The sequence below is a fragment of the Candidatus Cloacimonadota bacterium genome (assembly GCA_012516855.1).
Classification (GTDB): Bacteria; Cloacimonadota; Cloacimonadia; order Cloacimonadales; family Cloacimonadaceae; genus Syntrophosphaera.
Genome location: JAAYWB010000085.1, coordinates 1 through 3347, shown reverse-complemented (window position 1 = coordinate 3347; position 3347 = coordinate 1). Strand labels below are relative to the sequence as shown.

General features: G+C 48.0%; 4 protein-coding genes. All 4 read left to right on the top strand.

Annotation, left to right across the window (positions count from 1 at the left end; translation table 11 throughout):
- The first annotated feature begins 979 nt into the window (after window positions 1-979).
- The 4 genes from GX466_08280 (at window position 980) to GX466_08265 (ending at window position 3249) form a co-directional block, all read left to right on the top strand.
- Window positions 980-1636, top strand: coding sequence for a DUF1071 domain-containing protein (locus GX466_08280; GenBank protein NLH94192.1), 657 nt, complete (start codon window positions 980-982; stop codon window positions 1634-1636).
- Window positions 1637-2032, top strand: coding sequence for a single-stranded DNA-binding protein (locus tag GX466_08275; protein ID NLH94191.1), 396 nt, complete (start codon window positions 1637-1639; stop codon window positions 2030-2032).
- 210 nt (window positions 2033-2242) lie between these two features.
- Complete coding sequence (locus GX466_08270; protein NLH94190.1) at window positions 2243-2803, top strand: hypothetical protein; 561 nt, start codon at window positions 2243-2245, stop codon at window positions 2801-2803.
- A gap of 251 nt (window positions 2804-3054) precedes the next feature.
- A complete protein-coding gene (locus GX466_08265; protein NLH94189.1) occupies window positions 3055-3249 on the top strand; it encodes a hypothetical protein in 195 nt (64 codons plus the stop codon).
- The last annotated feature ends 98 nt before the right edge of the window (window positions 3250-3347 follow it).

Below are 3347 nucleotides of genomic sequence, written 5' to 3'. Positions count from 1 at the left end.
TACGGATTTAAGCATTGCGACTATCCAGTGATTATGGCGCGTACTACTTGGAGATTTGACCCTTCTATCCCAAGTGACCGCAAAGACGAAAAGCATGAGTTTTGGCTGTGCTGTGCAAATAAGGAGGTCGAATGAAAACAACTCTAAATCAAATTCGCGCCAAATCTCCGTGTCAAAATGGATGGACAAAGTTGTTGGCATATTTAGGGAAAACCAAAGCCGATGACGAACCGATTTCAATCGCCACAATTTTAGACAGCAACGGTTTAGACGATGCGCTTTGGTGCTTACAAGCTGTCAAAGGTCGTGACCGTGAAATACGGTTATTCGGTGTTTGGTGCGCACGTCAAGTACAACATTTGATGACTGACCCGCGAAGCATTGCAGCACTGGATGTGTCAGAACGATTCGCAAACTGCAACGCCACCCAAGAGGAATTAGATGCTGCGTGGGCTGCGAGTGATGCTGCGTGTGATGCGAGGGATGCTGCGTGGGTTGCGAGGGATGCTGCGTGGGCTGCGAGGGATGCTGCTGCGTGGGCTGCGTGGGCTGCGAGGGATGCGAGGGATGCTGCGAGTGCTGCGAGGGCTGCTGCGAGGGCTGCGAGGGCTGCTGCGAGTGCTGCTGCGAGTGCTGCGAGGGCTGCTGCGAGTGCTGCTGCGTGGGCTGACCAAGAAAAGCGTTTGCGCGAATTGTGCGCAGAGGTTGCACTTTCGGAGGTGTCCAAATGAAATGCTCATTAGGCCAATGTGATGACAGCGACGAATCAATCAATGCCGAATTTGCGCGTGCGACTTGCTGGATATGTGCATGGGTTATTGCGCTTGTTTGTTTGGCAGTTTATTTAATTTTTCGGTGACATCATGAAAACACTACTACAAGACCTTAAACACGCTATTCAAGTAGCGTTAGACGCATGGAAATATCGCCGTCATTTACGTGCTGGCGGCAATCCTGATTATTTTTAACAGAGGACATTATGAATATCGAAACACTCTTAAAAACAAACGTGAATGAACACACGGAAAAGAAAGCAAACCTAACCTATCTATCGTGGGCTTGGGCTTGGGCTGAAGCATTGAAAGCTGACCCTAAAGTGTCCTACAAAGTAGAAATGTTTGGCGATAAATGCTACATGGACATTCACGGCACTTGCATGGTTTGGGTAACTGTCACCATGTTTGAAAAGGCTATGACCTGCCAGTTACCCGTAATGGATCATCGCAACAAAGCCATATCAAGCCCTGATGCCTTCCAAGTCAATACCGCCATTATGCGCTGTATGACCAAGGCGTTATCCCTGCATGGTTTGGGCTTGTATATCTATGCTGGCGAAGATTTGCCAGAGGGTGAAGAAGCACCTGACACAAAGAAAGATACCAAAGTAACCATTATCCCTGCAAGCCCTAAAACTGAAACACTTGGAATCAGTGCAGACCGTTTGGCAATCATTCAGCTATGCGCCGAAAACATCAAAGAGCATTTTGCAAAAGATAACATCATTGATGCTTATGGCGAAAAAATGGGAATCACAGACGGAGAAGAAGCTATTGCTTTGCACAATTTATTACCGTCAAACATTCGCACAGCAATTCGTAACCATCATCTATCACTTAAAGAGAAAGCAGAGGCATAAATGAACTCAATCACTATCACAGGCAATCTAGGCAAAGAATGTGAAACCCGCGCACTGTCAGATGGTACACCCGTTGTATCGTTCTCGGTAGCAGACACCTACATGAAAGGTGGCGACAAACACACTATCTGGTGGAATTGCGCCATATTTGGCAAGCGCGGGGAATCACTAGCACCCTACCTATCAAAAGGCCAGCAAGTGACCGTTATCGGCTCTGTAACCGAGCGCGAATGGACAGATAAAGACGGTCAAAAGCGCAAGAGCATGGATGTGCGAGTAAACGACATTGCCCTACAGGGTGGAAAACCTAGCGGTGAATCAGCTAGCGCACCACGTCAAGCACCAGCAAAAAGAATTCAAAACGATCCTTACGACGACAACCTAATACCTTTTTAGATGCTCTCCTCGGTAAAAGAAAGATACGCCGCCCTGTGTATGCAATGACCACTAAGTTTATTTTTGGTAATGGGTAATCTATTAAAAGGATAACAGAATGACAATTGATAATGAACTCGAAGAAGCTGCCTATGAAATGGAGACATCGTTGTTTGACGAAGATAGTCATCCAGACCTTTTGCGAGAGGCGGCTAATCACATCCGCACAGTATGCAAGGTGTCCAAATGAAAACAACTCTAAATCAAATTCGCGCCAAATCTCCGTGTCGAAGTGGGTGGGAGAAGCTGTTGGCATATTTAGGAAAAACCAAAGCCGATGACGAACCTATTTCAATAGTCACAATTTTAGACAGCAACGGTTTAGACGATGCTCTTTGGTGCTTACAAGCCGTCAAAGGTCGTGAACGTGAAATCCGTTTATTCGGTGTTTGGTGCGCACGTCAAGTGCAGCATTTGATGACTGACCCGCGAAGCATTGCAGCTTTGGATGTGTCAGAGCGATTCGCAAACGGCAATGCCACCAAAGATGAATTAGATGCTGCGAGGGATGCTGCGTTGGGTGCTGCGTGGGGTGCGAGGGATGCTGCGAGTGATGCTGCGAGGGATGCTGCGAGGGATGTTGCGAGGGATGCTGCGTGGGCTGCGTGGGCTGCGAGGGGTGCTGCGAGGGATGCTGCGAGGGATGCTGCGTGGGCTGCTGCGAGGGATGCCCAAGAAAAACGGCTGCGCGAATTGTGCGCAGAGGTTGAATTTTCTGAGGTGTCCAAATGAAATGCTCATTAGGCCAATGTGATGACAGCGACGAATCAATCAATGCTGAATTTTTCAGAGCCGCTGCATGGTTTTTCACTCTAGCAATCGTTGGCGGGTGTGGGGCTATTTATTGGGTTTTTGCATGAATTTATTTATTGATGCGTTACGGCCAAGTTGGTAGTTTTTGATTGTTTCGACCAACTTCACGCCTTGTCTGTGGTGGCGGCAAGGGCGCATCAATAAGTCAATTTTTTAACCAAGGAGAAATCATGAAGACTTACCGAGGAATCGCAAAAGTAGTCAAACCGCTGCGCTATATCAGGAATAAATGCGCACAGACGACTTACACCGAAAAAGGTGCAAGTACCGTGTACGTTGAGCCCTACCCTGAAGCTGAATATTACGCCAGCAAAGGCGATGGTGCAGCCGTACAGCGGATTGCAATGAGTTTGGTTCGGGGCTGATATGACCGAACTAATTACTCTGCCACAAGGCCATGACCGCCGCAAATACATTGGCGGTTCAGATGTCGCAGCCATCCTTGGAATAAGCCCTTGGCGTA